Genomic DNA, 24921 nt, shown 5'->3' with positions numbered 1-24921 from the left:
AATTTTTAACTTTAGGATCTCAAGTTCGAGTTAGATGAGCGGGGAAAAGTTTGACGCGATAGTTGAGGAGGATGGAGATGTTTTTCTGCAGATTGATGAAGAAAATTTTCTGCCGTTGATCCAGGTGTTTGAGCATTATGAAGTTAGAGGCCTGGACTCGGAGGATGTCGCTGAAACTCTTGGAGTAGAGGCCTCTGATGTCCACAGAACGATGAATTATCTGCATGAGAACGGCGATGTATACAGAGATTTAGCGGATCGTGTGCAAAATTTCTCCGTTGATGAAAGAATTTCCAATGTGGCAGAATCTGTAAGAAACGGAGAAGACTTCGAGGAGGCGTCCAGAGTTTACGAGGACAATCTCTTGGATCCTGAAGAACTGGAGCAGAATGATCGGGATATAGATGCGCCGGATTTCGTGGAAAAAACTCTGGATGAACTGGCAGAGAAAGATGCGATTACTCCCGAAGATATTGTTTACAGGCCTGAAAGCTATGTTGCAGAAAATATTGAGGAAATCCATATAGAATGGGAGATGAAAGGCAGCGAATTAGGAGTCTATCTCGGCTGGAGCGAAGATATAGGCCCTGATATGGGATTTGTCTCTTACTCTGTCGACGATGAGAGAGGGAAAGTTCTACAGGTAGATGCAGAAGAGTTTAATAATAGAGCAGGTGAGATGTACAGGAACGCTGTTTTCGGCATACAGTAGACTACTTTCTCAGGGCCTTCATGCCTCGGTATAGCTGTGGATAAACTTTTGAGGCCTTCTCCATGAACTTTCCGGTGGCTCCATGTCTTGAAATTCTTTCCTGTGCTTCTCTGTAGAACTCATCTATATCGTCTCCAAGGCCTGTATCGGCGTCCAGTTTATCATCTGCTACCTGTCCAAGGTATGCGAAGTCGTACGCAAAGTTGAGTATGTCTGCATCGGCCTCGAAGTCATCAAGATCTGTCAGTGCCATTCCCACTAATTCTCCTATTGAGGCGCTTATACCTCTGCTGTAGCTTTTGTATCCTTCTTTACTGGATTTGTCCTCTTCGACTGCGATATCCACGAAGTCCTGCATGTAACCACTTACTATCTCGGTATCAAGTTCTCTTCCAAGTAATCTGCCGGCTTCATAGGCGATATTTTCTGATTCATTCTCCTCTGGAGAAACGTCTTTTCCGTGTATACTGTCGATGTAATTGTTCAGAAAGGCCTGTTTATCGGTTACTGCGTCAACTTCCTCTCCATCCAGTATGTCATCGACTATCCGTGTATTCAGTCCTATCAGGCTTCCGATCCTGTAGGCCTCTGCAATATTTTTTCTTCCTCCGCCTTCCAGATACACTGCTACTGCTGCTATGCCCGAGGCCATGTCATTAGCTGAAGTATCCAGACGTTCACTGTATCCTGTTGAGAAGCCTTCAAGTTCTGCGATAACTTCCTGTCTTGGAGGAGCCATAGAGAGTTAAAGGGGACAAGTCTTAATATTTCTACTGAAAAGTGGTGAAAATTGCAAGGAGATTTTTCGCATCTTACTTCAGTCTTTATCTACAATGATTTTCCATGGATGAATTGAGGCCTGTCAAGGGGTGGAAACACATCAAGAGAGGGCTTGGAGACGACCTTGTTTTGAAGGACGAAAATGAGACTACTTCGGATATTCTTGCCACGGTATCTGCTGATACTGTTTTCTCCGCTTTTTATGAGGGAGGGAGCTCTGTTGAGGAGATATCTGCTGATACAGGCCTCAAAGATGAGAAAGTTCAGGAAGTTATCGACTACTCGGAGTCAAGTATCGGCAATATGCACGAGCTGGCCCGTGAATCACGCAGGAAAAACAAGTTGATAAATGAGACCTCTAGAGAAAAATTTGAGAATATTGCAGAGAGAACGCTTGAGGAAGATTCTAGTGAAGAAACGTATGAGACTTCATACATCGAGTACATGGGGCCTGTAGGAGAGTTCCAGGATTTGGTGGAGGAGAAAGTTGATAGTAGAGGCCTAAAGGTAAAGTATGATCTAGATGAAGATGTGGTCCACAGGTCGAGTCTTGAAATGCATGTTATCACAGGTAGAGATGCTGAGGATGAAGTTTACTTCGGAGCTGATGGAAAAGTTTTCTATATAGGTTCAACTATGTCTCGTGCCGATAAAGAATTCAGATCTGTTGAAGATATTCGAGAGGCAGAGGAAGTTATCGATCATGAACTGAATCTGCTTTCTCTGTAACGTGTATAGAAAAAGGAAAAGATTGGATATGTGGTTAGAAATCTTCAGGTACGATTCCTCTGTCGGCTACCTTGAAGACGGCCTCTCCTTCAGGCATGTAAGGAGAGTCGACAAGCCGTGCGATCCTCTTGTCCTTCTTGGACTTTCTCAGGTAGAGTCTGACTGCGGAGTTGTGTGCCACGATGTGGCCTCCGATAGCTTTCGTTGGATCTCCAAACATCTGATCCGGATTGGACATGACCTGATTTGTTACAAGCACTGCGATGTTGTGTGCGTTCGCCAGTCTCAGCAGTGTTGTCATGTGCTTGTTCAGCTTCTGCTGTCGAGGAGCAAGCTCTCCACGCCCAACATAGTCAGAACGGAACTGTGCAGTCAGTGAATCGACTACAATCAATCCGATGTCGTTGTTCTGACAGATTTCCTGAGCCTGATCCGTCAGAAGCATCTGGTGATCCGAGTTAAAGGCCCTTGCAACGTGAATATTGTCAAGAACTTCTTCGACGTCCTGTCCATTAGCTTCTGCCATCTGTTCGATCCTGTCAGGGATGAAAGTGTCCTCTGTGTCGATGTATACTACGCCTTTCCCGAGGCCTCCTTCCTCTTCCGGAAGCTGTACGTTGCATGAAAGCTGGTGTGCAAGCTGTGTCTTTGCGGATCCGTACTCTCCATAGACTTCTGTGATGGCCTGTGTCTCCACTCCGCCACCGAGGATATCATCGAATGCGTCACATCCTGTTGTAATTCTCTTCATCTCCTGGCGGTCGTCGTAGCGGTCCTTGGCGCTGTCAAATCCGATGTCGAGCTCCTTCCTTGCTTCTGTGATGATGCCCTGTGCCTTTTTATCACCGAGGTCTGCCACTTCGCCCAGTTGCCCCGAGCTCATAGTGGCTATTGACATCAGTTCCTCGTAACCTGATTCTCTCAGCTTTTCTGCTGTCTTGGCACCTACACCTTTGATGTCTTCAAGTTCTACATCGTTGTCATTGTCTGTCATGTTATTCTTAGGCCTCCATTAAGTCAAGTAGTTCTTCGATTTCGTTCTCAGGATCAACTGCGTCAACGCTGTTAACAGTAATCTCTGTCTGATCAAAGTAGTCGTTGTAACGTGTACGTCCTTCAATACTTATCTCCTTGCCGAGAGCTTCTTCAGCTGCCTCTTCAACAGCCTCCTGATCGCCCTCTCTTTCAGTCTCCTCGTCGATATCAAGCACCTTACGGGCCTGATCACCGAAGAAAACAGCTCTTACAGCTCCAGTGCCATCGTCTATAACTCCTGTGATGGCTAGCCTGTGATCAGGATCTTCGACCTCCTTTCCATCATCAGTTACAAGATTTCCGTCATCGTCTTCACGGGCTGTATCACCTGTCTCAGGATCGACTCTGTAGAAAGGATTGCTTGCGTACATAGCCACTAGGAGGCCTTTGACGCTGTAACTGTTTCCTTCTCCACTGACCTCTCTGATAGAGGCCTTTGTCGTCGTGGCTCCTTCCGGTGCCTCTACTTCCGGAACATCGTCCTCGTCCGCCATCTTGACAGTCGAGGAATCTCCAAGACGGATCTCTGCTCTTCCCTGATCGTCTTCTACAGTGTATGCACCTGAGATCTCGATAGGATCTCCTTCTTCTATCTGATCCGCTATCTCTGTCTGTTCGTCCCAGAGAGTTACTCTGATCGTTCCTGTATCGTCTCCAAGAAGAAGATTCTGTACACGACCGTCTTCTTCCTCGTCATCCCGTTCAAAAGTATTCAAATCGCTTATATTCAGTACACGGGCCTTGATATTTACCTTGCGCATCTCTGGAACTACGTTATCAATTTTAAGATCGTTCTCTGTAGCTCCCTGAACTTCAACACCGTATTCTTTGGCTACAAGATGGATTGCACCTTCTTCTGATACAAGGCCTTCGAACTCGTCCATTTTTTCATCTACTTCTTCTTTTACTTCGTCTTCAGACAACTCTGTCTCTTCAGTTATCTTTTCCAGAACTTCGTCAAAACCCATATTAAGCACTTCAGTTCTAAAGCTTAAATCCTTGATGACTAAAAAATACAGAATTTAGAAGATATGTAGAAAGGCCTTTTGAGAGGCCTATGAAACTATCTTAGAGCTTCTTTAATGTCTTCTGCTCTAACTGTCTTTCTTCCGTTCTCCTTTGCAACTGCTACTGCTTCTTCAGCGACATCGCCTGCAAAGGTTTCAAGCACGTTCCCTAGCTTTTCTGCACTGTCCTCTGATACTCTTTTGTCGCCCTGACTCTTGATCATTTCCTTCATCTTGCTAATAGAGAATTCCATTGTAGTTCACATCAACCAGTTCCCCGGGTAATTTTATAAACAAAACGACCTCTAGAGGACTGCACCTACCTATACATCACTGCATTTCTTAAGTACTAGAATACAAAATTATTACGGGGCTATAGAATGGGGGAGGATCTGGAGAGATTCTTTGTAAACGTGAAACCGGCAAGGATACTTGTAAAGCTAAACAACCAGTTCTCCGAGAACTATCCCTCAAAGATCTCCGGAGAAGTCGACGCTACTTATTCTCATACAGTAAGGATAATCCACAGACTGGAGGAATACGGCCTCGTAGAATCTCATAAAGACGGCAGGAAGAAACGCCTTGAGTTAACAGATGAAGGCACAGAAGTCGCAAGAAGATGCAGCGAACTCCTCACAGAACTGGAAAAACAGGAAGAGAACTAGCTCCAGTCCCGTGAAGTAGTATTCAGACGTCTTGCACCATCGCTTTCCACTACAACAACGTCTTCAATCCTCACACCGAACTCACCTTCTATGTATACACCTGGCTCTATACTGAATACCATTCCCTCTCTCACTTTTTCACTGCTTTCAGGCCTCAAAACAGGATCCTCATGTATCTCGAGGCCTACACCGTGCCCTATTTTATGCGGGAAAAACTTTTCCAGGCCCTCTCTTTCAAGCACTTCCCTGGCCGCAGAATCGATCTCACCTATACTAACGCCAGGCCTCACTTTCTCAATTGCCTTTTTCTGGGCCTCAAGTACAACTGAATGTACTCTCTGGAATTTCTCCTGTGGCTGGCCTTCCAGTACCAGAGTCCTTGTCTGATCTCCGACGTATCCGTTGAACACTCCTCCAAAATCAAGCATCAATGGCTCACCCGGTTTAATCACTTTTTCTCCCGGAGTATGGTGGGGTTTGCCGGAGTTTTTACCTGATGCAACCATCGTGGGAAAGGCCTCGTCCTCACAACCGTACTCCCTCAGTTTATCCTGTATAAATTTTTCAAGATAGGATTCTTTCCGCCCTGTAAACTCCTCTTTATTCTCACGTATATCCTCAACTATTCTATCGGCTATCTGCGCTGAGGCCTCAAGATTCTCTAACTCCTTTTCATCTTTTATCTCACGCATCTCATCTATCAAAACTCCTGCAAGATGGAACTCAGCGTCCAAAGTCTCACGCAGAGGATACTCAAATACTGCAGGCATACTATCGTTCACACCTACAGACTCTACCTCACTTACATGCGAACGCAGCAACTCATAAGGCCTCTCACTGTATCCAACAACTCGTTCTATACCGGATACTTCCCTCACATCCTCACTGTTTATCTCAGGAACCAGGAAAAAGGCCTCATCATCCAGGGGTATCACCAGCAGAGAAGGCTTTCTCCTCACATCTCCTCTGTAGCCTGAAAGATAAAGCATCTCATGGCCTGGAGATACAATCAGCAGATCGATATCTCTTTCCCTCATTTTCGCCCTGCACTGCCTGATCCGTTCTCTGAACTCCATAAACAGGCTTTCGCCTCGACATTTATGTCTTCAAGGCCTCTCTACATGAGCTGAAACTCACGCACAGAAATCCATGATTGTTAATTTTTATTGAACATACAGTTATATTTAAAAGCTTTTGTTGTTATTTTTGAGTAAAATTGTGCGTCTGTGAGTGTTCTTTCTCAGCGAACAGCGTGTTTGGGACCTGTGAAATAAAAATAAAGAGAGTTAAGGGCCTTCTATGGAAAATCCTCTTGAAAACGATATAGTCGTCGGAGAGGTCCTGAAGGCGGAAAAATTCGAGGAATCGAACAAGCCTGAAATGATGAAACTCTGGATAGATCTGGGTGACAGAGAGGTCCAGAGTGCGGCACAGCTAGGATACAATCATACTACAGATGAGGTAGAAGGCCTGGAGGTACTCTGTGTAACGGATTTAGGCGAAGTACGTATTGCAGGGTTCAAATCAGAAGTGCTTACAGTAGGAGTTCCTGGAAAGGACGGGAATCCTGTCCTGGTGGCTCCGGAGAAAGATGTTCCCAATGGCGGAAGTCTCTACTGAATGAGTGTGCGAATAGTCTGAACACTCATGACCTAGAATAAAGAAGGTATGTTATCTTCTGCGGAGTGCGTGTTTCTTGATATATTCTTGACGCTTGGGCAAGGGTATGCCAGACAGATCTGCCATACAATAAAGAAGGTATAATTTTGATAGTTTCTTTCCAGGCAAGAAGATCCGATTCTCATTAAAGAAGGTTTGTTAAGGCCTTTGTGTCTCGATTTTGTCAGCATACAGGCTCTGTGCACAGGCCTGTTTTTCCTTTATCTTCTCTTTTTCCAGGAACTATTGACTCGTTGAATCTGAGATGCCTGTAAATGTCCTCTAGAAGCCCTCTCTAATTTCTGTGGGTGTTTGTTCTACTTGAACACTCATGACGTAGGGTGCCGTAATTTTTATTCTTGTTTAGTGGTGTCGGTATATTTTAAAAAGAAAGGTATGTTTGATTTTTGTGAACTCTCTTGATGTATGTAGTGTTCGATTTTTTTGCACAGTCTGGTGTCTGTGGAGTGCTCATGAGAAGCTATGTGAGTAGTATGTAGTTGGGTGGAGAAAAATGGTTCTTTGTGCGAGATGCTGTAGAAATTAATTGTTGTTCTTTGTGAGTTTGACAACTGCTTCTGATAGATAGGTTACGTCTTCGCGCAGTTTATCGAACTCTTTCCGGGTCACTTCCCCATGGGTATCCTGGGTGTCTGACTGTTCCAGTTGATTGATTCTGTTCTGAACTTGATTCAGCTCCTGTTGTATGTCCTCAATGTCACTGTGTGAGACTTCAGGCCTCGAGTTTTCTATATCGTTCTGAAGATTCTCCTCGATGTTTTTGACAGTATTGAGATCTGCCTTTTCATCCAGATCATCTTCTGTGACTATAGACTTTTCCTGTAACTTTTCGATCTCATCGAATGCATTTTCTACTGCTGCGACAACTTCATTTATCTCGTCTATCTCATCTTCCAGTTCCTCGACAGTATCGTTGAAATCGTCCTCCGAGGGAAGGCCTTCATACTTGATCTGGAGATCATCGAAACGTTTCCTTACATCTGTGAATCTGTTATCCAGTTCTCCCTGTTTGTCCTCCATTTTCTCTATCTTTGAGGCCTTTGACTGGAGTTCCTGGAAGATATCCTCTACTTTGTTTTCCTGTACTTCGGTCTTGTCCTCGAGTTTGCTTATTGTTTCAAGTTTCGACTCGACGTCGTCTTTCATCTCCTTGAGGCTTTCAATCGAGCCGATCTCATCGATCTTTCCACGTAACTCTCTGATCTGATTTCTTAGTTCACTTCTTTTCTCTCGTTCCTCCTCTATCTTGCTTCGAAGCTCTTCGTGTTCGGAGTGTTGCTTTGAGAGTTTTTTCTCGATTTCTTCGGGCTCCAGTTCCTCCACCATGTCCGAGGCCTTTTCCGCCTTCGAGATGGATTCCTGGGCCTGACTCTGTATCTCCTTGATGTTTTCACGGATTCCTCCGATGTTTTCCTCAAGGTGATCATTTTTGGAAGAAAGTCTTTCCTGCTGTTGTTTGATCCCTTCGATCTGGGCTTTTGCCTTTTGCAGCTCTGCGACAAGTTCGGAGTCTCCTTTCAGGTCTTCCTCCTGCTCGTTCTCGTTGGGATCCCATTCCTCTTTTCCGTCGTCCAGGTCCTCTACCTGATCCTGGGCCTCAGATACTGCATCAGAAACTGTTTCTTCGTTACTGCTGTTTGAAAATAGGCCCAGTACTCCCATAGAAAAACTGTTATTCTTCCTTACATATCAAGCTTTTCTTCCAGCTCATCGATGTAGGTATCGACAAGTGAGAAACTTCCCTTCTTCAAGTTTCTCTTCGTCAACTTGAGCTCGCTGCGGTACTCGTATACTTCCTCTCCCTGATCCTCCAGCTCGTTGACTTTCTCCTCGATGCTGTCGATACGTTTGTTGTACTGTTCGTACTTGTCCAGCTCCTCGTCACTCAATCTGTGTGGGCTGTGGAGCAGAGGCCTGAAATCGATGAAGTAAGGCCTTCCATGGTTGTAGTCCGAGCTCTGAAGCATTCCGCTTCCGACTTCAGCCTTTGCAATGGATTTGACTGTATCGATGCCGAACTTGTTCTTTATTCTTTCAAGATCGTCGTCGTACTGTGTACGCATCTGTACTGTCGTACCGATGTTTGCACGGATCTCTCCGGAGAAGTCGGAGATTACCTGGCTCAATAGGACCATTCCGACTCCCCATTTACGGAACTCTCTGGCTCCTCTTTCAAGCTGTTTGATTCCTTCGCCGTTTCCACCGAACTTCTCCAGAAGTCGGTGTACCTCGTCGTATACGATTACTGTCTCAAGGCCGTTTCTCTCAGGCAGGTTGGCATCGAAAATCTGCTGGATAGTCTTGTTTGCGAACTCGTCGATATTCTTTGAGTCAAGCTTGTGCAGGGAGAAGACTATGATCTGTCCGTCCTCATCCTGCTCCAGGTAAGGTGTGATATCGATCTCTTCCCCCGGTTCTACAGCTCTGATGTTTCCATCGAATCCTCTTGCATCGGAACGGCTGAGACCGAACTTGTCGTACAGCTCGAACATGTTCTCATCCTGGTTCTCACGCAGATATCCTGTCCACTGAGCCGTAGGATCCAGGACAATAACATTTGCTCCGTTCTCCAAGGCCTCCTCCACCATTACCTGTCCGGTAACGGTCTTCCCTGAACCGGTTGCACCTGCTATCAGAGCGTGCGTAGTAAGATCATCAAGGTTCAGGAAGGTCCTGGTACCGACCTCAGCAAGCTGCCCTAGGTAGGCCTGATTGTTTCCACCGGTAGGTATGGTATCAAGATCAATATTCTCCATGTAACGCTTCTTCTGAAGCTCCTTCTTTCTCTTGTAATGATACAGTCCGAGGCCTGTACTGGAGACAAGCAAGAGCAAGAGGAATCCAAGGCCTATATTCTGGTAGGTGAATCCGAAGAAAGTACGACTCCAGAAAGGCATATCGATCTCTATCGAAGAAGCTGCTGTAGCAACTCGTGCAACATCAAGATTGGTGTAACGTGCAGATCCTCTGATCGCATAGCTTTTCAGCTCTGTATCCCGTGGAATATCGATTTCGAACACACGGTTCAATGTAGTTCCAACGGCCACAGTCTCCGAAATACTGGCTATACTGGCGTTCGTATCAGGATCAATCACATCAATCTTAGCAGTAACATCAACATTCCGGGCGTATCCCTGATTACTGAAAGTTGTCTCTATCTGCAAGGCCTCTCCAGGCCTCACTGTACTGAATACTGGGTCAAGAGACATATCCAGCAATTTGTTCTGCGGAGGCAGAATCTGGACGTTTACAGGTATCTCTGTATTAATCTCATCGCTTTCAACACTCAGGGTTCCCGAGTAGCTGCCTGCCAGTTCATCAGCAGGGGATGAAATATTCAGTATTACATCACGGGATTCTCCTGGAGCAAGAGTTACACTATCCGTTACATCAATGTAATCTCTGACAACATCATTGGTATCAAAGATGAAAGTCTGTGAATCATTTGCCGTATTGGCAACGGAAAGAGAAACAGTCATCGATTCTCCAGGCCTCAACTCCGCATTTATCGAACTGCTTCCGAGCTCTGCTCCTGGTGTCTCGGTAGTATCGTTCAGCCGGCCTGAAAGATTCTCGACTTTCTCCTTAGTCTCTGAAACAGAGTCATTTATATCGTTGAGAGCATCTTCAGGGAAGCTTCCGCCGCCTCCGCCTCCCCCGCCGCTATCCTGCTCCTGATTGTTGTTCTGATCCTGTCCTGTGTCTTCGGAAGGAGCGAAAAGTGTGTATGAGGAGAATCCGTCTGTATCAACTGTTATCGTTTCACGGGCCTTGTTCACATCAAGAGGCTCAAGATCTAGCACTTCAAAGCTGTCAGTGTTACATCGAAGATTACTGTAATCGTACTCTCCACATCTTGCGACTTTCAGCTCTGATATCTGGTATCCATCAGGAAGATCAAGGCCTGAATAATTGAATGTTATCTCACTTGACTCCGGCTCCAAGCTGGTATCGACTCCTATACCTGTAATCCTGCTGGAAGTCTGCGATGAAGGAGTAAGGCCTGAAGTCTGGGCCTCTGAAAGTTTCTCTGCCCTGAAAGACATGTTCGAACTGTTGATCAACGTATTGTTCATTGTTATCTTCTGGCCCTCGAAAGCCACGTTGAGGTCATAGGTACCTGTCTTGATATCCAGGCTGTAGCTGCCGTCTTCACCGACTTTACTGGACACTGTCCTGCCGGTGCTGCTATCGCTAAGAGTAATAGTCGCATCACTGTTCACATCGCCGGCGGAACTTGTGAAGCTTCCGTTAAAGCTTGCGCTCTCGGATACTCTGAAACGATCACTGGCTGTCGATTCAAGGCCTGAAGGATCTACGGCCGTGAAGTTGGCGGTATAAATTCCTTCAGAGATATTCTCTACTGTTGTGATCCATTCAGGACCGTCCTCCACGAGACTGTAACTTTCTGAAAAGTTTTCGCCATTCAAAGTCATGGAGATGCTCTGTACGCCGTCGATACTGTTGTCTATTACAGGAACACGGATATCCTGATCCTCTCCAGGATTAACGCCGTCTATATCTACTTCTCCGAAATCCGGAGGAGTCACATCAGGAACAGAGACATAATCCCGGAAAACCTGGGACTGGGAAACTCCGTTCTCCTCGTCGTAGACCTCCAGCCTGACATCATGGCTCCTGGCATCCTCAACATCAGGAACAGTATAATTCAGACTGAAGCCATCCCCTGTAATCGAGCTGTCAGTTATAGAGGCCTCTTTCCCGCCAACGAAAACAGTGTAATCGAGATTTGTTGTTCTCGGACTATCTCCAATATTTGCTGTAAAGTTCAGGCCTGCTTCATCTCCTGGCATAGCAGAGACTTCGTCTGCAGAGGCATCAAGAGTGAAGTCAAGCAGACTTATGCTGAACTCTGTTATCTGGCTTGTATCATACTCCGGTTTTTCTGGTGTGAACTCTATCTTCGGTGTACAGGAATTCGAGTTCAGAGTAACGTCTGAAAAGTTATACTGGATATCTATGACTTTACTGCTCTGTTTCTCCAGAGTTACTGGTGTCGTAGCAGGCCCGATATTTTTCGCACACGTGCTGTTAACTCCTGCATTGTTGGTAGCAGCCGCCTCCAGTGATAGATCAACGTTTCCTGTAGAATTCAACTTCAGGCTTCCAAGACTTCCCGAAGAACCTCTAACTGCCGACGCTGAAATCTTTTCCGGAGCCTCAAATTCAGGCCTCGCATCCAGATTTATCGCTATAACACGTGTAATATTACCGTAATTTGAGCTGCGGAACTCGAAGAGGCCTGTGTAGTTTCCGGGACCTGTACCGTCTGTGATGTTTATTCCTACATCCGTATCTACAACCTGGCCGGGATCTATTGATGATCTCTCACCGTTGTATACCGTCAGCCATTCTTCCGGCAGATTTTCTTCGTGATAGATCACTTCGTAGTCCTGTACCGGCACGTTCCCGGAGGAATTTGCTCTGAATGCATTGTTTATGTCGCTGGTATTTATTGCGGTACTGCTGTCACTGAGGCCTGTAATTATTTTTTCTCCTGTTTCCTCGCTGAACTGCGGATTCCTTGCGACGTTAACTTCTGTGAAATCTCCAATACTCGCTGTCTCATCTGTTCCATCAGTTTTATCCCAGACTGCTCTGAAAGATGCATAGATAGGAGAGCTTCCGGTAGGACTGGTGCCTGGAGGAACAGTTACCTCAAATGTTCTGTTACAGTAATTTCCAGGATTGATATCGCCACAGACATACTCAGAAGTATTGAAATCTAGTACACTGGAGCTTACATTTATCTTCAGATTTGCTCCATCGTTCTCCTCTTTCTGGAAGCTTACACCTACTTCTTCGGTAAGGCCTTCGGTGAATGTTATCTCTCCTGCATCTATGTTTTTGTTATCTATATTCAGATTTCCTCCAGGCTGGGCGTCGAAAGTCCTCCGCAACTCTTTGGAGTTACCTGAAGGATCAAATATCTCAAGATCCACACGATAAGTTCCCTGAGTAGAACTCTGTGTCTGCACCTCTACACGGTAGCCCGTACCCGTTGTATTAACTATGTTTATATCATCGCTTCCAAGCTCGTTGAACACAGGATCAAGTACCTGAACATCAATCCTGTCGATACCGATCTCATCCGAAGCATTGAACTCTATATCAGCGACTTCTCCGGGATCAACACGATCAGGAACCTGAAGATTGCTTATCTCTGGCGGACTATCGTCTTCTGTCTCATAGATTCTTGTGGAAAGGCCTTGATCCTTCAGATATCCAAGCGTCTCGTTGGTATCAATCCTACAGCCCATCTCGACACTCGTTATCTTTTCTGGAGGACTCCATGAGGCCTCAGCTACAAGGCCTGATCCGGTGTTCTCTGTAACTGACTGTGCGAACGTCTCCATGACTCCTGAACTGTTCTCGACAAATTCCACAGGATAGCCCTGTATGCGGCTGTCCAGTCCGCTTACAACTTCACATCGGACGTTTCTGTTCTGACTGTATCCTATAGTACTACTGTTGTCCGGCTCCAGGAGATTTACTGAGGCCTGTCCAAGAATAGTGATATCGATGCTGTCGCTGCTGGAATCGAAGAATTCGCCGTCTCCAGTAGCTGTAAGTGTTTTAACGCCGGTGTCCTGTGTTACAGGTATGTCCCAGGACGTGGTGTATCCGCTGGCAATCTCTGTGCCGTCAAGAGTCCATGTCATATCTCTTTCAACAATCCCTCCACTGAAAGTATCTGTAACTGCTTCAAGCTGGACTGAGTCTCCACGCGCAAGATTTGTTCCATCAGCCGGCGATTCAAGCGATGTAATCATCAGGCCTCTGACCGCAAGCTTCCTTGAATCACTGACGTCGATCCAGTTCGATCTATCTGTAGAGGCCTGTACTGTAAGATTCCCTGGAGTAACTGCATCTGTAGGATTGTACCAAAGTGATCCGCCGCATGTTCCATCCTCACCTGTTGTACATGACACTGTCTCAGATCCGTTCACTGTGAACGAGACTTCTTCATTGCTTACAGGCACTCTTTCTATAGTATTGGAGGTGCGTGTAAGATTCAGTCTTATTCTGGTCTGGTCTGGAGTCTCAGGGAACCGATTGATCACGTTTTCAGAAAACCTGAAAGTATCCAGGTAAAGTTTATCGCCGACGAAAACCTCTGTCACGTCGTTCGAATCAGTGGCATTGTAGTTCAGAGAAGCATTATCATTTATCGAGGCCTCTACATCGTATTCTCCTGTTGTACTCGTCCAATCAAATGTTGCAATCCCTGAATTGTTCGTAGTTCTCTCATATGTCTGTCCATTCACTTCAAAAGTTACAGGATAATCAGATATGCTCTGTGAACTGTTATCGTCCGTTACAGAGGCCTCAAAGGTGACTGTGTTCCCTGATCTTATTGTGAAGTCTTCAGGAGTCATCTCTACAGAGGCCTGTCCGTACACGTTCACGTCTACAGAATCTGAGTCATCATCGAAGAAATCCCTGTCCGTAGATGCCTCCAGAGTATAGAATCCTCTGTCAAAGCTTTCAGGTATGTCGATCTCCGTATTCTTCCCGGATCCCACCTTTGTGGAGTTCAGGAACCATGAAACATTTCCGGGAACATTTTCACCGTACTCGTTAGTTACACTGGCAACTACGTTGTGTGAGAGGCCTCTCCCTAGGACATTTTTCTCCAGATTATTGTTCAGGTTAAGAGCGCCACGTACTTCCACAGTCCTGTTGAAATTAAAGGTTTTGAAGTCTGTCTTGGAGGCCTCAAGTTCTGCAGCATAATTTCCTGGCTGAATATTATCCGGAGGATTGTAAGAGAAGCCGTAGTATCCGTTGCTGTCAGTCTGTTTTTCTCCGAGGCCTTCTCCATTTATCTCTCCTGTTACGGTGGCGCCTTCAAGAGGGTTGCCGGTGCTGTCTTCTATGATGCCTGAGATCCCTGTTGTAGGCTGTACTGAGTCATTGCTTCTGTATACAGGGTCTATACTGTTCTGCGTTCCTTTCTGCATCACTCCCTGGATCGCTATGTCAACAAGGTTGGAGCTGACTGTCTCAGATGTCTCAACGAACTCCTGTTCGTTGGTAAATGTACGCATCGATACTCCGTACTCTCCGGTGCTCAGCTGAGACAGATCAAGAGTGAAGTTTACGCCGCCCGTCGAATTAGAGGTCTCGGTGAGGTCTATACTCTCGTCCTGACTTATCAGCTGCACATCGATGTTTTCAAGCGGTTCGCCGTTTACAGTGTCAGTAACGTTTGCATAGATGCTGTATAGCTCCAGATTCCTGTTGATAGAGTTCAAAGAATTATAATCAAGATTGACATACTCTGACTCCGAACGGGTCCAGACCTCTACAGAGACATTATCGGTGTCCTGGATGTCTTCCTGTGTTGAAGTCGAAATACTGATATTCTTAACGCCAAGCTCTGCACCGGCCTCGATATCAAAAACAGGATTCACAGAGCCATACTCTCCTGGGGAAAGATTCCCAACAGAGCTACTGTAAGTTCCCTGCCAGCCTTCAGGCCTATCATAGATTAGATCAACTTCTCTAACAGGCATAGGATTTTCCGTGTCAGCTGATACGTTATCTGTGAAACTTACATCGGGCTCGGAATCAGAATCTCTGAAAACCTTTAGATTGCCGTTATCAGTGCTGACATCAGTAATTCTGGCAGAAAGATTAAGAACAGATATCTCCGTAGAATTAACGCCTTTAATACCATTCTCATCCACGTACTGTAGATTAACAGTCTTGTTACCTGGCTCATCAAAGAACACGCTACCAGAGTAGTACCCTGTACCGTTCACAGGGAAATCGCTGGAGAAAGAACCTTTAGAGGCCTCTACAGATCCACCATCGAGTCTTTCGCCGTAAGGCCTCAAAATAACATTTCCAGATATCTCAGAATCCTCCCCGATACTGACAACGCTGTCACTGAGCTCTGAATCAACAGTAATATTTTCAATATAGAAACTTTTCGCAGGGAGATTACTTCCAAGGCCTTCAGTCGTCTCAGCACTGAAAGTTACACTGTACTCGCCCTGCAGACTTCCAAACTCCTGATCTGTATCGATTTCTCTGTACCATGTATGTCCCTCGTTCGTCCCGAGTTCAAATTCTCTGTATGTTCCATCAGGCATCGAAACATTTGCTATCACTGTCTGAACGCTGCCATCTACAGGCCTTGAAATATTCGCTGAAAGATTCAGATTCTTGTTTGAAGTATCGATATCCACATGAGAGTTTCCTGTAGAGTCAAAAACTGTTGAAACAGTGTTTATATCCAGAAGAACATCTATAGATCCTTCACTAACTCCGTATATTCCGTTCTGTGTTGTATTTAATTTTATTTCATGCGTTCCTGGTTTTTTGATAGTTTCAACTCTTGAAAAAGCTCCATCAACAGGCGATATAGATCCAAGATTCGTCCATCCCTCGATATCTGCCCATAAATCCAGATCAGAAGTTAAAGCCGTCCCGTAAGGCCTCAACACTGCAGATCCTGATATCTCAAAGGCCTCACTGGAATTAACTACAGATGCGTTCAATGACTTGGTTATACTGATGTTCTGGAAGCTTACAGTGCCTGAAGACTGTTCAACGTTTTCCTTTGTATCCTCAGCGAATACAGTGAAATCTACTTCCGAAGGAGTATTCGTCGAGAGAGTATAGCTGTAAGGACTAGTCAATGTTGTATTTTCAAGGCCTCCTGTAGAATTTTCTCTTATGATGACTGAGTTCAGATCTGTCTCAGATTCGGTGACATCAAAAGTTATCTGGGTGGATCCCTCATCCACGTCCACAGTATTCTGATAGTCAAGATTTGAGATCTCCGGCGGTATACCATCTACCTTAAACTGTTTCACACTGGTTTTCTGCCAGTTCCCTGCGATATCACTGAACCAGATCTGCCATTCAATCTCTGCGAAATCTCCCTGGAAAGAACTGTTTTTCCAGTCAAAGCTTGCGGTCTGTTCCGAAAACTCTCCGTTAAAATTCTGTGTGTAAGACGTCTTGTTCTCCATAGAGCCGGTTTCATTCGTGGCAAGAACTGCCTTCCTGAGGCCTGATCCTGAATCCTGAATCGTAGAGGATAGAGTATTGTAGTTTTGCGCTCCTACAATATTTTTCCCCTGTGTCTGAGAAGTATATGATGGGGGAGTAGTCTCCAGTACTTCGAATTTGTTCTCTCCAGTTATGTTCTGGGAAACTTCAATAACCCCATCCTGACCGTTAGGATTAAAGGATATATCGATAGAATCTACTACTGGTGTTATCGAACTATCCTCTGTACTCATCTCTATTTTGTATTTTATGTAGCGTGAGTCTGGCACATTTTTTATTGAATCATAGTATGTCCAGGTGCCGCTATTGCTCGTATTTTCTGCAAATGAGGTGTTTATACTGGTTGATTCAGGTTCAGAGATATCTACATAGGAACTATTCCAGTCTATCTTTTCGCCAGCATCTAGAGGCTGAGAAGTGTAAGCTCCTGAACTTTGATAACCATCTATAATATTTACTCCTACGTTCCATGCGTTCCCGTCTTGTGCTTCTCTATTAGAATATGTCCATTCTATACCTGAATCTGTATATGGTATGCTGCCTCCATAGTAGCCCTGACTATCATCAGCACTCCATGCAACCTCGTATGTGTCACTGGAGTTAAGTTTCACTGTCTCAAACTCGGACAACTGGAAGTCATAGCTTATCTGATCTGTAGTTGGGAAACCACCACTATGGAAGTGCGTTCCAGATACGACTTTTCTACCTGTGTCAATATTTGTAATATTGTAACTCATATCAGTCTCGTACCCGGATGCCAACCAAACTCCATTGATGTAAGCGGTGTTTGTTGGGGAGAATCTGTTTCGGAAAGGGTAATTATTTGGGCTACTGGTTTCGTCCCCGTTATGATTACTCGCAATATCTGCCACACTAGTAGAAGAAGCCTTTAGACGCAGACTGTTTCCGGTAGTCAGTCCACTACTTGTCCCATCAGTGAAACTTCTATTTATTATATGTGAGAAATTTATTCCAGAGTCCTGAGTTGTAAGCTGGGATCCTTCCTGGAAAATTTTGAAATCAAGATTCTCTGTCAGTCCGGAAACAGTATAATTTACTTCCATGTCGCTGAAGCTGCTGTTGAGATCAGAAGTACGGGATAAATCATCCGTCCAGTTCACGTATCCAGAACTCCAGTTGTCGTTGATCTGTCTGAAAAGGAATCTACTTGAGTCAAGTTCGTAACTTGTGTCCAGTGAGACGCCTGAATCTGATTCGGGCCTGCATGTGACACCGCCCGTCCTTTCACATAGGTAAAAATTTCCGGTGTCACCGTTTTCCAGATCCAGATTGTTAAGGCCTGTAAATTCATCGGCGTAGATATCTCCTCCACCTGTCAAGCTGGCACCTGACTCAAAGTTCACTGTTCCTGAATAATTCAGAGTATCTCCGTTCAGAGCATAAGAACTTGAGATGGTGCATGTGTCTCCGGACTCGGCGTCGCAGATATCTGAGGCCTGAAGGCTTGCGCTTGTGCCTGTGAACACCATTAGGGATGTGACAAACAGGCCTATCAGAAAAGCTCCGAGTTTCTTGTTCTTCATTCTCTTGCCCACGTAATTATTCTGTTCTCCTATTTGAAGTATGTTGGGTGGAAACCGTATTCTCCACCGCTTTCCAGTGCTTAATCTGATCTTGCCAGGATCTCAACTTCGTATCCTTCAGGATCCTTCACGAAAGCATAGTCTCCCGGACATTCTTCCGGCGGACGATAATCCTCTCCTCCGGCTTCTACAGCTTTTTCATAGGCCTCTTCAAGACTCATGTCTTCTGGCGTATGAATAGCTATGTGTCCAAATCCTGCTCCTTTCTCGTATCTATCGTCTTCTCCATGGTTGTATGTCAGTTCTATCTCCGCTGTCTGTCCGGGATGTCCGAGGAAATACAGTGTGAATGTTTCCATCTCCTTTTCCCTTTTCAGCTCCATTTCAAAGGCCTCTTTGTAGAAATCTATCACTTTTTCAGGATCTGAGACTCTGAGCATCGTGTGAGCAAGCTTCATGCATTATTTTTCCCACTGTTTCTTTACAAGTTTATCCTGTCCAGCCGATCCTTCCATCAATCCAGGATTCTATCTCTCTTCTATACCTGACAGAGAATAAGCTTATAGATACTACAGCAGAAGATACTACTGCGAAAAGAACCAGATTGGCCTCTGCTACGGAGTGGCCTGTAGTAGTAAGCATAAGGATTCCGGGGAGCCGGCCTACAGATCCTATAAAGGCAAGTATTTTCCAGTCAAGATTCGTAAGTCCTGCTATGAAGCACAGAGCGTCATCAGGAAACCCTGGAAGTACAAAAAGGATAATAAACGGCAGGTATCCAGTTTTCTGGGTATATTCATCGAACTTTTCCATCGCCTGATCGCTGACGAACTTTTCTACAACAGGCCTCCCGTACTTCCTTGAAAGAAAAACAGCTATTACACTTCCTGTAGAGGCTCCTATGATGCTGTAAAATGCTCCAAGCCATGGCCCATACAGCAGGCCGCTTACAACAGCTGTGACTGGAGGGATAGGTGCAAGAAGCACCTGCGCTATCTGGCCTGCTATTATTCCCGGAGGGCCTAGAGGCCCAAGTATCTGTGCCAGTTTCTCTGGATCAAAAAGTATGTCAAGCTGGCCTACTGTGAATACTGTGATTCCGTAGAGGCCTGCGGCTAGAGTTGCGAGGATAAGTAAGTTTCTGATGTTTATTGACTCTTTTATCCTGTCGTGGTCCATCTGTGCAACTTTTTGGCGAGAAGATTATTAGTTCTGTGGAAGTATGTTCACTGACTCGGTGTGCTTGCTTCCTTCAAGAGCGTTGTAGAACTCTATAACTTCCTCGGCAGATCCGTCCGTATGGAAGACCTCGAGACATTTGTCGTTGTCAAGCTTGCTGTGTAACTGGGTCGTGATTATGTTGTCAAAGCTGTGGGATATCTCGGAGATGTTGTTCTCGTTTTTGTGCGGGTGCCGTGTTATTATAACGGCGTTAAGATTTCCTTCCAGTTTCTTCCGTTCATTCATCTCCTGATGCAGGCCCTCTATAGCCTTCCGGAAAAGCTCACTACGTCCATTAAAATTAGATGAACTCTGTATTTCCTCTATTTTTTTCAGGGTCTCGTCATCTACTGAAAGACTTATTATTTCCATAACTACAGATTAATAGCATAGTTTAAAAACTTAATAAAAACTTGTTAGTTATGGAATCCGGACTACTTTTGGGCAGCTTGATCCTCACATCTGTGCTTTCCGGCCTCGGAGCACTGTTTCTAGGCCTCAGCGAAGAAAGAATGCACAAATTAACACCTTATCTTATCTCCCTATCCGCAGGAACAATATTTGGGGGCGTATTCATACACCTGGTGTTCAAACTTGCCAACAATATCGGATACACCAGACAGACAGGCCTCATCGTACTACTGGGGATGGCAGGATCTCTAATACTTGAAAGAGCTGTCCACTGGCACTGCCACAATCAAGATCACCACATAGAGGCCTTTTCATACGTACTGGTGGCTGGAGACGCAGTTCATAACATTCTGGATGGTATACTTGTTGCATCTAGCTTCCTGGCAGGAGTTCCGGCAGGCCTTGCAGCAACAATCGCAGTTATAGCTCACAAAGTTCCAAAAGAGGCCGGAGACTTTGGAGTACTTGTTCATAGCGGTTTTTCCAGAAATAAAGCAGTACTGTTCAACATAGGAATAAGTGTATTCATGTTTATGGGTGCTGGACTGGTACTAGGCCTTTCAACAGCAGTAGCAGGAATAAATACGTTCTTACTTCCTCTGGTAATCGGCAATTTTGTCTATATAGCTGGGGCGGATCTTCTTCCACGTTTCAAAGAGGATGAAGGAATAGGCCTGCATCTAGCTATGTTTTCGCTAGGAGTGGCTGTAATGTACGCTATTCCTTATCTGAGACAGTTAGTGCTGGTATGATCAGCAGTTTCCTGAAAGTATGCAGGAAACTTCGGCGCTTTCTGCTTCTGCTTTAAATCCTGCATCGTCGATGTAATCTAGACAGCGATCTTCAACCATTGAGGGGTTATCAGATCTTTGAGCCTCTCTTGTCTGTACTTCACATGCAGTATTTTTCTGTAACTGGTCTTTTGTCTCTCCTGTATTTTCAAGAGTCTCTGTAAAGCTTGGTATAATGATTAAAGCTGTCATAGTTATTACTGCTGAAGCTATGACAAGTACAAGAGTTTTTTCCATCAGTTGCACCTCCCTTCTTCTGCGTTAAATTCTGTTCCTCTGTAGTATTTGCAGACGCTGTCGGCTATTTCGATACATTCTTCTCCAGGATCTTCCCTGAAACATTTAGGGCCTATTTGATCCTGTATACAGGAGACTCTTCCGGAGGCAGAACTTTGTTCAAATCCGTTATCTTGACAGTAGGATCTCCATACGTCCAACTCTTCAGAGGCATCAAGTACTTCAAAACTTTCGACGTCTTCGGGACCGAAGATCGAGGTCAGTATCGCATCAAGGAATCCTTCCTCGGCGACCAGTCTTACCTCGTATTCTCCTGTAGGCGAGGAACTTTCTGGTGTGAACGAAACTGTGCCGCTTGCAGTATTCATTGAACTATCTCTAATTTTTTCACCTGAAGGATCCTCAATAACAATCCTGAATCCGTTCTCAACAATCCCTTCTCCAACACTGTAACTTATCTGAACCATCTCACCTTGCGCTACTTCATCTTTCGCAACATCAAGACTTGAAGAAACCTCTGGCTGCTGAACTGTGAAACTTCTGGAGGCCTCTCCAATAACAGTTCCCTCTGTAATAACTCTGACACGTACAGATTTTTCTCCAGGAACCTCGTACTGCTCTATTACCTCTCTACCATTTCTACCATACTCTCCATCTCCGTTAAGATCCCATTCATAGCTAAACTCTGTATCGGGCGTTGCCACAAAATCTACAGTTTCCTGAACTTCAGGATCAGAGGGATAAAGCTCTATAGAAGGATTTACCTCAGGAAGAGGCTCTATATTGAATACTCCACAACTTTGAGTATCCAGGATACGACCATCCAGCTCTGCAACTGCGCTAACTTCGTGATCACCTGCCTCAAGATCTTCTACACTGGTAGACCCCTCTAGATACTTGCCAAGTTCGCTGAGTTTCCTTGAGGCCTGTTCATCGTCAATAAGCCAGGAAATATTCACTGAGGCCTCTATATCACTGGAATCTGCTATATCGGCCTCCAGTTCAACTTTTTCGTCGTCCTTATCAATGCTACATCTCTCTATGATTGATAGTACGCCGTTTTCACGTATTTCTATATTTTCAGACACTGTTTTTGTGTTTCCAAGATTATCTGTAACTTTCAGCCTTATCTCTTTGCTTCCAGGAGTCAGGAAACTATTCTGGATGCTTCTGCCCTCTTTTTCGTAACTTCCATCGTTATTCAAGTCCCATTGTATGCTTGTAATCGTGTTTCTGGAGTCCGCATCAGTTTGGAAGCTGTAGTAGCCATTTCCCTGCTCTGTATTTATCGAAACTTCGTTAAAGGCCTCTTCAATACTTGTCGATGCTGTGTCGATAGTTTCTTCGCTTTCGAGGAGATTCCACCATTCTGGTTTTACCACTAATTCTGCCTCGATACTTCCTGATTCTTCCGGAAGATATGAGATATATCCGCTCTCTTCTCCAGATGTCTCTATGTATTTGTTCTTTACAGTTTCTCCGCCAATTTTTACATTCAGATTGTACTGTCCTTCTCCAACATTGTACTGGAAGTTAACTTCATTTCCAAGAGATATGATTTCTTCAGAGGCCTGCACTTCTCCTTCAGGAAGTTCAAATATCTCTATATTTTTCTTAACAGTGTCTGTAGCTCCATTGGTGTCTGTGACTTTCAGGCCTACTGTCTTGACTCCGGCAGTCTGGAATTCTGTCTCAATTTTTTCCCTGTTTCCTTCATCGTAGCTGCCATCTCCATCAAGATCCCATCTGTATTTTTCAATGCCTTTATCGTCGCTTGATGGTTTTGAGTCAAAAGTAATGGGTACGTTAACGCCGGCGTATTCCTTGTTGGTCTCAAAATCAGCTTTAGGTGGTTCGTTGTCCGGCTTCACCTCTACATCTCCCAGGTACCACGTCTTCCATGTACCAAGGACTTCGCCAGGATCGACGTTTCCTGCACTGTAACGTAATACTACACGGAATTCTCCTGCCTGGGAGGCCTTTGTGTCGGAATCTACGTCTGCCTCCCAGCCCTCGGTCCAGTCAACGGTGCCTCCCTGGCCGTCTATGTAATAATCTATCAGTTCGAAGCCTCCGAAGTCACATGGGTGGTTATCTATAGGTAGTAGAGACATGTAGGTCTTCCCCATAGCTCCCTGAATCTTGTATCCGTTTACTCTTACGTAGTCTCCAACATTCAGCTGATTTCCATCAAGATCTGTCAACAGAGGCCTCTGTTCATCAAATATCTGCACTTCATCATAGTCTCTTGGATTGCCCCGCCCGCAGTAATGATATCCTGTCTCAACTTCACTGGCGCCTTCGCTTTTAACTTCAACTTTCCCGAGGTAAGCTGTCTTCCACTTGTCTATAGTGTCTATCGGAGAAGGATTTTTTGTGTACTTGGCGACTACCTTGTATGTTCCCGGAACAGGAGCCTCACCTTTATCTGACTTCCAAGGCTCTCCCTGGTAATCCTCTATATATGCTGAAGAAGGCCAGAGATCATTCCTGTCTATCTCATAGAATTTATGAGGGTCAACGACACCGTTTTCCTTGTCATTGCCCCAGAAAGGAACTTCTTCGCTTGTACAAACATCATGTTTATCCTTCAAAAGATGTATATCGATGTATACGTTGGTGTGTCTATTGTTGATGTCGAATGGCTTGATGTAGATGTCTTCGCCTGTGTTGAGGTCTCCTCCGTACTCATCAACAAGTATATTGTCAGGGATGTTGCTGAAACTTATGCTGGAATCGCCGTTTCCACAGTCTACCTTTCCCAATCCTGCGGCAGAACCTGTCAAACCTACTAAGAGGAGCAAGGTCAGGAGATGTTTCTTCACATAAACCGGTTGAGCAATCTGGAATAAAAAATTAAGTCAGGATATGAAGTCCTTAACTGTTTCAAAGAAGTTCTTCTCACTACTCTCAGTCTCCCTGAGCTGCTCCATAACTTCTCTCTGCTCCACACTAAGATCACTAGGGATATCAACATCCACTTTAACATACAGATCTCCTGAACCCCAGCCGCTCGGCATACCCTTGCCGGAGACACGCATCACCTGGCCCGGCTGCGTACCGGAAGGCACATCTACCTCAATCTCAGAGTCCGGATGAGGTACAGTAATTTTTGTACCAAGAGCAGCATCCCCAACACCAATCTTCACAGTAGTGTAGAGATCGGAGTCACGCCGCTCCAGAGAATCGTGAGGCTCTACACTCACAAAAACATATAGATCACCTGAATTACCGTTCCGTGCAGTATGGCCTTTTCCACGGACTCTAAGCCGCTGACCATCTTTCACACCTTCTGGAATATCTACAGTGATAGTCTCCTCTTTCTCAGTAATCCCTGAACCACTGCACTCAGTACAGGCCTCTTCTGGAATATCTCCTGTACCGCTGCATTCCGGACACTCCACGACCTGCCGTGCTCTGCCAAGAGGCGTCCTCTGGACCTGTTCAACTTTCCCTCTACCATTGCAGTTAGAACAAGTAGAAGTATTACCATTCTCCGCACCGCTTCCGCTACAGGCCTCACATTCAGATTTTCTGGACACCTTGAAAGTTTTCTCAACGCCATTATAGGCCTCTTCAAGACTAACAGTCGTCTGAACCTTCAAATTTTCTCCCTGGGCCTCTCTACTTCTTCCTCTTCTTCCGCCTCCGCCAAAGATCTGCTCGAAAATGTCCTGGAAATTGTTGGCGGCACGTCTCTGGCCTCTGGATGAACTTCCTTGTACGCCCTGTTTTCCAAATCTATCGTATTTCTTCCGTTTATCCTCATCGGAGAGAACATCATAGGCCTTGTTTATCTTCTTGAACTTCTCCTCATCGGCAGTATCCTTGTTAGAATCCGGATGGTACTTCTTCGCCTTCTTCCTGTAGGCCTTCTTGATTTCGTCTTGGCTTGCATCTTCACTGACTCCCAGAAGTTCGTAGTATTCTTTACTCATTAGAAAACACCTGTGTGTTTTCTGAGAGTGCTGAAAATCTTAGATTTTCGCACAGAAACTCACCTAGAGAGTTTCATCATATGAAGCCGCACTTCGACGGCTTTCGGAATTTTGAGGGGAGGAG

The 24921-nt window shown here is 45.2% G+C and carries 18 protein-coding genes; 5 read left to right on the top strand and 13 right to left on the bottom strand.

Annotation, left to right across the window (positions count from 1 at the left end):
• Window positions 1–34: 34 nt before the first annotated feature.
• Window positions 35–712: a hypothetical protein gene (locus ACK3SF_RS05630; RefSeq protein ID WP_414837722.1), complete on the top strand. Its 678-nt coding sequence runs from the start codon at window positions 35–37 to the stop codon at window positions 710–712.
• Window position 713: 1 nt separating this feature from the next.
• On the opposite strand, the gene ACK3SF_RS05625 is transcribed toward ACK3SF_RS05630, so the two are convergent.
• Entirely contained in the window at window positions 714–1451 is a 738-nt protein-coding gene (locus ACK3SF_RS05625; protein ID WP_414837721.1) for a hypothetical protein, read from the bottom strand.
• Between the two features lie 104 nt (window positions 1452–1555).
• Between ACK3SF_RS05625 and ACK3SF_RS05620 the strand changes: the two genes are divergently transcribed.
• Window positions 1556–2221, top strand: a complete 666-nt coding sequence (locus ACK3SF_RS05620; protein ID WP_414837720.1) for a hypothetical protein — start codon at window positions 1556–1558, stop codon at window positions 2219–2221.
• 34 nt (window positions 2222–2255) lie between these two features.
• On the opposite strand, the gene radA is transcribed toward ACK3SF_RS05620, so the two are convergent.
• The 3 genes from radA to ACK3SF_RS05605 form a co-directional block, all read right to left on the bottom strand.
• Entirely contained in the window at window positions 2256–3215 is a 960-nt protein-coding gene (gene radA / locus ACK3SF_RS05615) for a DNA repair and recombination protein RadA (protein WP_414837719.1), read from the bottom strand.
• 7 nt (window positions 3216–3222) lie between these two features.
• A complete protein-coding gene (locus tag ACK3SF_RS05610) occupies window positions 3223–4224 on the bottom strand; it encodes a DUF2240 family protein (RefSeq protein ID WP_414837718.1) in 1002 nt (333 codons plus the stop codon).
• A gap of 95 nt (window positions 4225–4319) precedes the next feature.
• A complete protein-coding gene (locus ACK3SF_RS05605) occupies window positions 4320–4517 on the bottom strand; it encodes a histone (RefSeq protein WP_414837717.1) in 198 nt (65 codons plus the stop codon).
• A 126-nt stretch (window positions 4518–4643) separates the two neighbouring features.
• Between ACK3SF_RS05605 and ACK3SF_RS05600 the strand changes: the two genes are divergently transcribed.
• Entirely contained in the window at window positions 4644–4928 is a 285-nt protein-coding gene (locus tag ACK3SF_RS05600; protein WP_414837716.1) for a winged helix DNA-binding protein, read from the top strand.
• On the opposite strand, the gene ACK3SF_RS05595 is transcribed toward ACK3SF_RS05600, so the two are convergent.
• Window positions 4925–6004 carry a M24 family metallopeptidase gene (locus tag ACK3SF_RS05595; RefSeq protein WP_414837715.1) on the bottom strand — a complete coding sequence of 360 codons (1080 nt, stop codon included), beginning with the start codon at window positions 6002–6004 and terminating at the stop codon, window positions 4925–4927. The two genes, ACK3SF_RS05600 and ACK3SF_RS05595, sit on opposite strands and share 4 nt — an antisense overlap.
• 223 nt (window positions 6005–6227) lie before the next feature.
• On the opposite strand from ACK3SF_RS05595, the gene ACK3SF_RS05590 reads away from it, so the two are divergent.
• Window positions 6228–6548 (top strand): tRNA-binding protein, encoded by a 321-nt coding sequence (locus tag ACK3SF_RS05590; RefSeq protein ID WP_414837714.1) that lies wholly within the window; start codon window positions 6228–6230, stop codon window positions 6546–6548.
• A gap of 582 nt (window positions 6549–7130) precedes the next feature.
• Here ACK3SF_RS05590 and ACK3SF_RS05585 read toward each other — a convergent pair.
• From ACK3SF_RS05585 to ACK3SF_RS05565, 5 genes are all read right to left on the bottom strand, one after another.
• Window positions 7131–8270: a hypothetical protein gene (locus tag ACK3SF_RS05585; RefSeq protein ID WP_414837713.1), complete on the bottom strand. Its 1140-nt coding sequence runs from the start codon at window positions 8268–8270 to the stop codon at window positions 7131–7133.
• A 20-nt stretch (window positions 8271–8290) separates the two neighbouring features.
• Window positions 8291–18211 carry a helicase HerA domain-containing protein gene (locus ACK3SF_RS05580; RefSeq protein WP_414837712.1) on the bottom strand — a complete coding sequence of 3307 codons (9921 nt, stop codon included), beginning with the start codon at window positions 18209–18211 and terminating at the stop codon, window positions 8291–8293.
• 68 nt (window positions 18212–18279) lie between these two features.
• Entirely contained in the window at window positions 18280–18657 is a 378-nt protein-coding gene (locus ACK3SF_RS05575; RefSeq protein WP_414837711.1) for a VOC family protein, read from the bottom strand.
• Window positions 18658–18688: 31 nt separating this feature from the next.
• Entirely contained in the window at window positions 18689–19378 is a 690-nt protein-coding gene (locus ACK3SF_RS05570; RefSeq protein WP_414837710.1) for a TVP38/TMEM64 family protein, read from the bottom strand.
• A gap of 27 nt (window positions 19379–19405) precedes the next feature.
• Window positions 19406–19792, bottom strand: coding sequence for a CopG family ribbon-helix-helix protein (locus ACK3SF_RS05565; RefSeq protein WP_414837709.1), 387 nt, complete (start codon window positions 19790–19792; stop codon window positions 19406–19408).
• Between the two features lie 50 nt (window positions 19793–19842).
• Between ACK3SF_RS05565 and ACK3SF_RS05560 the strand changes: the two genes are divergently transcribed.
• Window positions 19843–20583 carry a ZIP family metal transporter gene (locus ACK3SF_RS05560; RefSeq protein WP_414837708.1) on the top strand — a complete coding sequence of 247 codons (741 nt, stop codon included), beginning with the start codon at window positions 19843–19845 and terminating at the stop codon, window positions 20581–20583.
• On the opposite strand, the gene ACK3SF_RS05555 is transcribed toward ACK3SF_RS05560, so the two are convergent.
• The 3 genes from ACK3SF_RS05555 to dnaJ form a co-directional block, all read right to left on the bottom strand.
• Entirely contained in the window at window positions 20584–20859 is a 276-nt protein-coding gene (locus ACK3SF_RS05555; protein WP_414837707.1) for a hypothetical protein, read from the bottom strand.
• On the bottom strand, window positions 20859–23624 hold the full coding sequence (locus ACK3SF_RS05550; protein ID WP_414837706.1) for a PKD domain-containing protein: 2766 nt from the start codon (window positions 23622–23624) through the stop codon (window positions 20859–20861). Before ACK3SF_RS05550 ends, ACK3SF_RS05555 begins: the two co-directional genes overlap by 1 nt.
• 96 nt (window positions 23625–23720) lie before the next feature.
• The gene (gene dnaJ / locus ACK3SF_RS05545; protein ID WP_414837705.1) at window positions 23721–24797 is read right to left on the bottom strand and encodes a molecular chaperone DnaJ; all 1077 of its coding nucleotides are present in this window, start codon (window positions 24795–24797) and stop codon (window positions 23721–23723) included.
• Window positions 24798–24921: the final 124 nt, after the last annotated feature.

The sequence above is a fragment of the Candidatus Nanosalina sp. VS9-1 genome (assembly GCF_047555085.1).
GTDB lineage: Archaea > Nanohalarchaeota > Nanosalinia > Nanosalinales > Nanosalinaceae > Nanosalina.
Note: the sequence above shows the minus strand (reverse complement) of the source record. Positions and strands in the feature narration are given on the sequence as shown.

What these genes read in the sequence shown, in the direction of transcription:
- ACK3SF_RS05620 (WP_414837720.1), top strand. Translation starts at nt 1,556, where the DNA reads ATGGATGAATTGAGGCCTGTCAAGGGGTGGAAACACATCAAGAGAGGG.
- ACK3SF_RS05630 (WP_414837722.1), top strand. Translation starts at nt 35, where the DNA reads ATGAGCGGGGAAAAGTTTGACGCGATAGTTGAGGAGGATGGAGATGTT.
- ACK3SF_RS05600 (WP_414837716.1), top strand. Translation starts at nt 4,644, where the DNA reads ATGGGGGAGGATCTGGAGAGATTCTTTGTAAACGTGAAACCGGCAAGG.
- ACK3SF_RS05605 (WP_414837717.1), bottom strand. Translation starts at nt 4,517, where the DNA reads ATGGAATTCTCTATTAGCAAGATGAAGGAAATGATCAAGAGTCAGGGC.
- ACK3SF_RS05595 (WP_414837715.1), bottom strand. Translation starts at nt 6,004, where the DNA reads ATGGAGTTCAGAGAACGGATCAGGCAGTGCAGGGCGAAAATGAGGGAA.
- dnaJ (WP_414837705.1), bottom strand. Translation starts at nt 24,797, where the DNA reads ATGAGTAAAGAATACTACGAACTTCTGGGAGTCAGTGAAGATGCAAGC.
- ACK3SF_RS05575 (WP_414837711.1), bottom strand. Translation starts at nt 18,657, where the DNA reads ATGAAGCTTGCTCACACGATGCTCAGAGTCTCAGATCCTGAAAAAGTG.
- ACK3SF_RS05585 (WP_414837713.1), bottom strand. Translation starts at nt 8,270, where the DNA reads ATGGGAGTACTGGGCCTATTTTCAAACAGCAGTAACGAAGAAACAGTT.
- radA (WP_414837719.1), bottom strand. Translation starts at nt 3,215, where the DNA reads ATGACAGACAATGACAACGATGTAGAACTTGAAGACATCAAAGGTGTA.
- ACK3SF_RS05590 (WP_414837714.1), top strand. Translation starts at nt 6,228, where the DNA reads ATGGAAAATCCTCTTGAAAACGATATAGTCGTCGGAGAGGTCCTGAAG.
- ACK3SF_RS05565 (WP_414837709.1), bottom strand. Translation starts at nt 19,792, where the DNA reads ATGGAAATAATAAGTCTTTCAGTAGATGACGAGACCCTGAAAAAAATA.
- ACK3SF_RS05555 (WP_414837707.1), bottom strand. Translation starts at nt 20,859, where the DNA reads ATGGAAAAAACTCTTGTACTTGTCATAGCTTCAGCAGTAATAACTATG.
- ACK3SF_RS05610 (WP_414837718.1), bottom strand. Translation starts at nt 4,224, where the DNA reads ATGGGTTTTGACGAAGTTCTGGAAAAGATAACTGAAGAGACAGAGTTG.
- ACK3SF_RS05570 (WP_414837710.1), bottom strand. Translation starts at nt 19,378, where the DNA reads ATGGACCACGACAGGATAAAAGAGTCAATAAACATCAGAAACTTACTT.
- ACK3SF_RS05625 (WP_414837721.1), bottom strand. Translation starts at nt 1,451, where the DNA reads ATGGCTCCTCCAAGACAGGAAGTTATCGCAGAACTTGAAGGCTTCTCA.
- ACK3SF_RS05560 (WP_414837708.1), top strand. Translation starts at nt 19,843, where the DNA reads ATGGAATCCGGACTACTTTTGGGCAGCTTGATCCTCACATCTGTGCTT.